Source organism: Brochothrix sp. (assembly GCF_017549435.1).
GTDB classification, from domain to species: domain Bacteria; phylum Bacillota; class Bacilli; order Lactobacillales; family Listeriaceae; genus Brochothrix; species Brochothrix thermosphacta.
Map to the genome: position 1 here is coordinate 1 of NZ_JAFYUW010000110.1, position 6,247 is coordinate 6,247.

A 6,247-nucleotide genomic window follows, 5' to 3' on the forward strand; every position below is an offset into this window, starting at 1 on the left:
AGTATTACCGGCGGTTTATCGTTGCAAGAAGATGAGCCTGAAAAGAAAGTGGATACACAAACGAGCGGAATGGCAATCGATAATCGTTATGCCTACGTCGTCGGCTTATCATTACGTGAAGATTTAAAGTCAGTAAAACCAGAATTGAAGTTAAATAAAGTGGGACCTGCTCAAAGAAATTTTCGGAATGTGATTACTGCTAATCTCCAAAATACAGAAGCGACTTATGTTAATCAACTAAAAGTTGATGCTAAAATTATGCGTAAAAACGATACGGAAGTACTTTACGAATCGAAAAAAGACATGATGCAAATGGCGCCAAATACTAATTTTAACTATCCTATCGCATTAGGTACAGGTGAAAAACTTAAACCAGGTAAATATACATTGGATATTTCGGCTGCTTCTTATAAAAACAAGTGGCACTGGAAAGAAGATTTTACTATCACTGATGATGAAGCTTCTGCATTGAATGCAAAAGATGTCACTATCGAAGATAATAATATCTGGTTATATATTATTAGTGGTCTCGTTTTATTGTTGATAGTACTATTGATTATTTGGTTAATCGTGGTGAAGAAAAAAAAGAACAGAGCAGAGGAGAATGAAAATGATTAAATATGGCAAACACCTTACAATTGTTGCGCTTTTAAGTGTAACTGCAGTGGCAACTGCTACAGTTCCAGTAGCGGCAGAAGAAACGGGTACAGACTATGCGTCAAATGGTGCTGTTGAATTCGTACCAAATAATGATCCTGTAAAACCAGTAGACCCTATAGATCCAGGAAAGCCCGTAGATCCTTTGACTCCTGGTGGACCAAATCCAGGAACTCCTGGACCATTAAGCATTGACTTTGCTTCAAGTATTGAGTTTGGAACAAATAAAATTTCTTCCGTAGACGAAGTCTATTACGCGAATCCTCAGCTGTACAAAGAAGAGGGTAAAGCGACAGCAAACTATGTACAAGTCACAGATAACCGTGGTGTATCAACAGGTTGGGATTTAAAAGTAAAGCAAGAGGCACAATTTGAAAATGCGACTGCAAAATACAAAACACTGAAAGGGTCGGTTATTACCTTGAATAACGGGCAGGCTGCTTCTAATTCAGAAGGTGTTACCGCACCAACGACAGTCAAAAGTGTGAGTTTAAATCCAGGCGAATCCGTTCCAGTTATGAGTGCAGCAGATGGTGCTGGAGATGGGACTTGGGTTGATGTATTTGGAGGGCTAAAGAAGGTAGAAATAGTGAATGAAGAAGGGGTTAAAGAGAGTGTTAATAAAAATACAGACGTTCAACTGGAAGTTCCTGGTAAAACGCCGAAATCAGCTGTCGAATATCGTGCCCAATTAACGTGGACTCTTTCAGAAGTAGCTAGCAATTAGTTCTATTAAGAACCAAAGTCGCTGCGAAAGAACTTTGTATTCATTAATAGAAAAAAGGAGGGCGAAAAATGCGAAAGAAAAAAATAGTAGCTTTGTTTCCCTTTCTATTATTGCTGCTTATGTTAGTTCATTTAAACACAGTAGAGGCATCAGAGACAATTCAATACAAATCAAATGGTTCTACTAGCTTCTACGGGGAGTATGTTTTTACAGAGGAAAATAATAACAGTGACCCATCAACACAAAGTGGTGATAATACTAACAGCAATGGTTATGGTGGTGGAATTGGTGTATTACCAACTACCGGAGATGAACAGTCAGTATTCATGATAATCAGTGGTTTAATTCTTTTGGGAGGTAGTTCTGTCTATCTTTTAAAGCGAAGAATGAACATTCAATAAAATTAATTGAAAAAGGAGTTAGTATAGTGACAATGACAAGCGAATTAGGAAAAACAGTAGCAACGGCAATAATTTTAGGTGCAGCAGTAGTTGCTATAAATGCAACAGATGTGCAAGCAGCAGCTACTCAAAGTCTTGAATCTAATGCAGTTGTGAACTTTATTGAAAATACAACACCAACAAAACCTGTTGATCCAGAAAATCCTAATCCAGGTAAACCCGTTGGACCAATAGATCCAACAAAACCTGGGGGTCCAAATCCAGGAACACAGGGGCCATTAAGTATTGATTTCGCTTCAAGTTTACAATTCGGAACAAGCAAAATCACAACAACAGACGAAGTATACTCAGCATATGCACAAGAAGTTGTGAGTGATGGCGTTAGTTCTTTTCGCCCACAGTATGTCCAAGTTACAGATAACCGCGGGACAGATGCAGGGTGGAAATTAACAGTGAATCAAGAACAACAATTAACTTCTACGGCAGGTAAAGAACTAGAAGGCGCGGTGATTACTTTAGAAAATGCAACTGTTAAGACAGTTGAAGGTTCAACAATTAAAGCGCCAAGCACTGCACCAAAATCAATTGAGTTAGTACCTGGTCAAGAAGTGTCTGTAATGTCTGCCGCCCAAGGTGAAGGTGCTGGTTTATGGGTAAATCATTTTGGTAACTCAGCAGCAACTGTTGTTGATGGTACTGATTGGAAACCTGGTGAAGAAGGTAACGATCCAACAGAGTTTGCAGTGAAACGCAACAACGCGGTCACACTAGCAATTCCTGGCAAATCTAACAAATCAGCAGCAGAATATCGTTCAGTTTTAAAATGGACATTATCCGAAGTTGCTGATAACGGTAGTGAAGAAGAAGGCGAAGACTAATCTACAAAGATAGTGTATTGCTGCGGTACTAGTATGATTGAGACAGTTGAAGGATGCAGTTACAGAGAAAAATATTCTGTGACTGCTTTTTTTATAACGATTAGCTCAAAGTACAACAATCAGTAGAGGTATTTTTAATAGATAGGAGTGAAGAATCGTATGAAGAAACATTTTTCAGTAATTTTTGTAGCAGTGATGTTGTTAATCTCGTCAGTCGTTACCGATAGTATTAGTGTTAAAGCAAATGAAAAAGAAATTATCAACATTGAGCTATTAGACGAAAGCATAAAAATGAATGACACTTTTATATTAGCTGTTAAAACGAAGGCGCCAATGATAAAAAAAGCCTCAATCCATTTACCAGATGGTATTGAGTGGGTTGCACAGAAAAAAGAATTAGGTAAAAAAATACAATATGATGAAAAAAATAGACGCATTACGTTCGAACCATTTGATGGGAATAGTCGTTTGCAGTTGCAAGCGAAAAAAATAGGCACTTATCAATTGCAATTACACACGTCAGAAAATGAGGGTGCAAATGTATCTAATGAAATTACCTTTGCAGTGGCTAAAGATGCGAATAATATAATGTTAACAGCAGATGAAAAAATAACAGCTGTTCAAAATCTTCCCCAAAAAACAGCCGACGCTTTAACTCCAAATGAATCCCCACAATCTGAAAAAAGTGAGAGTACAAGTGGAACAGTGCCTCCAAATAGTGATGAGGATGATGAAAGTGTAATTGATGAAAATGATCATTTAGCAGCACTTGAAAAACGAGCAGTAACAAGGGCCAATCAAGAATCACCCCCGCCATCAAATTTAAATATTGCGAGTTCATTTCATATTGTAAATAATACAGATAGTTTTATTCACGATAAAAATAAATCGCAAGTAGTTGTTACCAAAGATGAAAAAAGTCAAATGGGAGGTCTTTGGTATAAGAGACCGATTGATTTGCAAAAAGATTTTTCAATGGAAATGGCAATTTATTTAGGTGGTAACCCTAAAGGAGCAGATGGTATGGCTTTGGTATTCCAAAATGATCCGCGAAAATTAAATGCCTTAGGCGAAGCGGGGGCTGGCTTAGGTGCTTATGCAACTGCTAAAAAAGGTACCTATATTCAAAATGCGTTAGCTTTTGAATTAGATACGTACTATAACACCGGTAGAAATCCTGGGACAGACCGTTTAGTTTCAAAAAAAGCTGTTAATAAAGGACATATTGCCGTACAGGTTCCGGGAATTGACAATGGTAATAAATCGGGTGATCATTATGGTTTGCAGATAGCAGATAGTAACAACAAAATTTTAGCGAATGACACATGGCGACAGCTTAAAGTGAATTGGGATAGTAAAACACAAACGCTTACTTATAGTTTAGATGATTACAAACCGATCATCTATAAAGTTGACAATCTTGCAAAAACTTTTGGCGGTAATATGGTATATTGGGGTTTTACAGGTTCCACGGGTGGTTATACAAACTACCAATCAGTATCATTAGTAAATTTGCCAGAACAAAATGAGGCAACAATATCTAAACAAGTAAAAAACGATACGACAGCAACTGCTTATAATGATGATGTATCAGTTAAAGTAGGAGACACAGTAGGTTATAAAATCGTAATGAAAAATTCAAACGAGAACTATTTTGAATCGTTAAATGGTCAAATTATAGATACCTTAGATAATCGATTAGATTTTAAAACAGGAAGTTTATTGATAAATGGTATATCAAAAAGTGATACAGTTTGGAATAAAGGTACGATTCAACTAGGAGATGTTTTACCTGGTGATGAAAAAACGATTGAATTTAAAGCAACTGTAAAAAAACCGGGTAAAATTAAAAATACGGCAACATATCAAGCGGACTATGAGACAGCTCGGGAATCAAATGAAGCAAATGTAAGTACGGGAAATCTAATTGTTAACAAGAGAGATGGCGATACAAAAAAAACATTGCCAGGCGTTGTTTTTCAACTTGAACAACAAGATGGTAAAATTATTAACAATGAACTTGAAACGGATGCCACAGGCCAAATCAAAGTTAATTATTTAGCGCCGGGAAACTATGTGGTAAAAGAAAAAACAGCATTGCCTGGTTATCTAAAAGATGAAGAAGCACATCCTGTCATGATTGAAGCAGATCAAAGTCAAGGTGTCGCTAAATTGGAATTGAACAATTACAGAATTCCTACCCCAGAACCAACAATCGACAAAACAACAGATGTAAAAGAAGTGACAAAAGATCAAGAATTTGAATATACATTAAATGCAAAAAATGCTGAGAATAGGGGCGCATGGAAAGATGTTGTGCTGACAGATAAGCTGCCAGATAGTTTGAAATATGTCTCAAGTTCTTCTAGTGTAACGGTGGATGGCCAAACAGTTACCTGGCGTATTCCTGAATTAGCAGCAGGTGAAACAAAAAACGTTAAACTCAAGGTGAAAGTAGTGAAGGTACCACCAACTGATACGATAACAAATAGGTTATCTGCAATTGGAAAAGACGAGCTTGGCAATGATTTTAAAGGAGACGATGCTACCGTAACAGTTAAATACAAAGGGGGGCTAGAGTTAGCATCAGTACCAGCAGAGCTAAATTTTGGGAAGGATTTAACTGTTAAACCGACCACAAAAAAATACCCATTAGTGAATTACAAAAATAAGTTGACCATTAGAGATTCTAGAGTTGTAAAAGATACGTGGCAATTAAACGCACGGATGGTTGAACAATTGCATAATAATCAATCTGAATTAACAGATGCCATTCAATTTTTCACGGCTGATGGTAAAAGACTATCGTTGAATAACGAGTTTGTGCGTTTGTATCAAGAGAAAAATAAGACGGTAGAAAATAATCTATCAGATAACTGGTCTGAAAACAAAGAAGGCTTCCGCTTGTTAATCGATGCGGGTAAAGGTAAGCCAGGTGATTATAAAGGTGTCGTTGAATGGACTCTAAGCGATGCTCCAGAGAGTTAAGCACTTTGTATAAAAGAGAATCAACTTCATGAAAAGATGGCGTATGATTCTCTTTTTTTTAGTTGTATCCTTTGATACACTAGAGAAGGATAAAAGCAGGAGGTTGTTATCATGGAGATGCCTAAAAAAGAAGAATTACAGATGTTAGTTGAAGAATTATTAATGGTAAACACAGCTACGAGCTTAAAAGAAGTGAATAAAAAAATGACCACATGTGGTTTCGAAACAAAGTTATTGGGTCCAACGAACACAATGAGAATGGTGGAAGAAATCACTAATTCGGGTCAACTACTTTATTATTGGCATCAAGGACGTGCTAGCAGTATTCAATGTCGCTTAGTGATTGAAAGTGGGGATGATCTTTCAACAGAAGTGGTCAAAGTAAAGGCGATTAAATTTTAAAATAAAAAAACAGTTTCCTAGAAGAGCAGTGTTACATGTCTTCTAAGAAACTGTTTTTTTATTGTCGTGTAAAGTAAGGGAGCATTCGCTCTAAATCATCCATATTACGTACGTAAATGAGATGACGGCGAGTATTGGCAATAATTGCTAAAATACCATCTTCAGCAAGATTCATTTGGTCAATGGCATCATAA

At 36.9% G+C, this 6,247-nt stretch carries 7 protein-coding genes; 6 read left to right on the plus strand and 1 reads right to left on the minus strand.

Features of this window, described 5'->3' with window-relative positions; all coding sequences use genetic code 11:
• The 6 genes from IKV95_RS07170 to IKV95_RS07195 form a co-directional block, all read left to right on the plus strand.
• Positions 1 to 618, plus strand: a 618-nt coding sequence (locus IKV95_RS07170; protein ID WP_287451575.1) for a DUF3324 domain-containing protein, incomplete at its 5' end; no start/stop codon positions are given.
• Complete coding sequence (locus IKV95_RS07175) at positions 611 to 1,384, plus strand: WxL domain-containing protein (RefSeq protein WP_198400962.1); 774 nt, start codon at positions 611 to 613, stop codon at positions 1,382 to 1,384. The genes IKV95_RS07170 and IKV95_RS07175, both read left to right, overlap by 8 nt.
• 68 nt (positions 1,385 to 1,452) lie before the next feature.
• Entirely contained in the window at positions 1,453 to 1,785 is a 333-nt protein-coding gene (locus IKV95_RS07180) for an LPXTG cell wall anchor domain-containing protein (RefSeq protein ID WP_029091686.1), read from the plus strand.
• A 32-nt stretch (positions 1,786 to 1,817) separates the two neighbouring features.
• Entirely contained in the window at positions 1,818 to 2,663 is an 846-nt protein-coding gene (locus IKV95_RS07185) for a WxL domain-containing protein (protein ID WP_069120904.1), read from the plus strand.
• 159 nt (positions 2,664 to 2,822) lie between these two features.
• Entirely contained in the window at positions 2,823 to 5,651 is a 2,829-nt protein-coding gene (locus IKV95_RS07190) for a lectin-like domain-containing protein (RefSeq protein ID WP_287451576.1), read from the plus strand.
• 111 nt (positions 5,652 to 5,762) lie between these two features.
• Positions 5,763 to 6,053, plus strand: a complete 291-nt coding sequence (locus tag IKV95_RS07195; RefSeq protein ID WP_287451577.1) for a hypothetical protein — start codon at positions 5,763 to 5,765, stop codon at positions 6,051 to 6,053.
• 58 nt (positions 6,054 to 6,111) lie between these two features.
• Here IKV95_RS07195 and IKV95_RS11195 read toward each other — a convergent pair whose 3' ends face one another.
• A complete protein-coding gene (locus tag IKV95_RS11195; protein WP_141229089.1) occupies positions 6,112 to 6,237 on the minus strand; it encodes a DUF986 family protein in 126 nt (41 codons plus the stop codon).
• Positions 6,238 to 6,247: the final 10 nt, after the last annotated feature.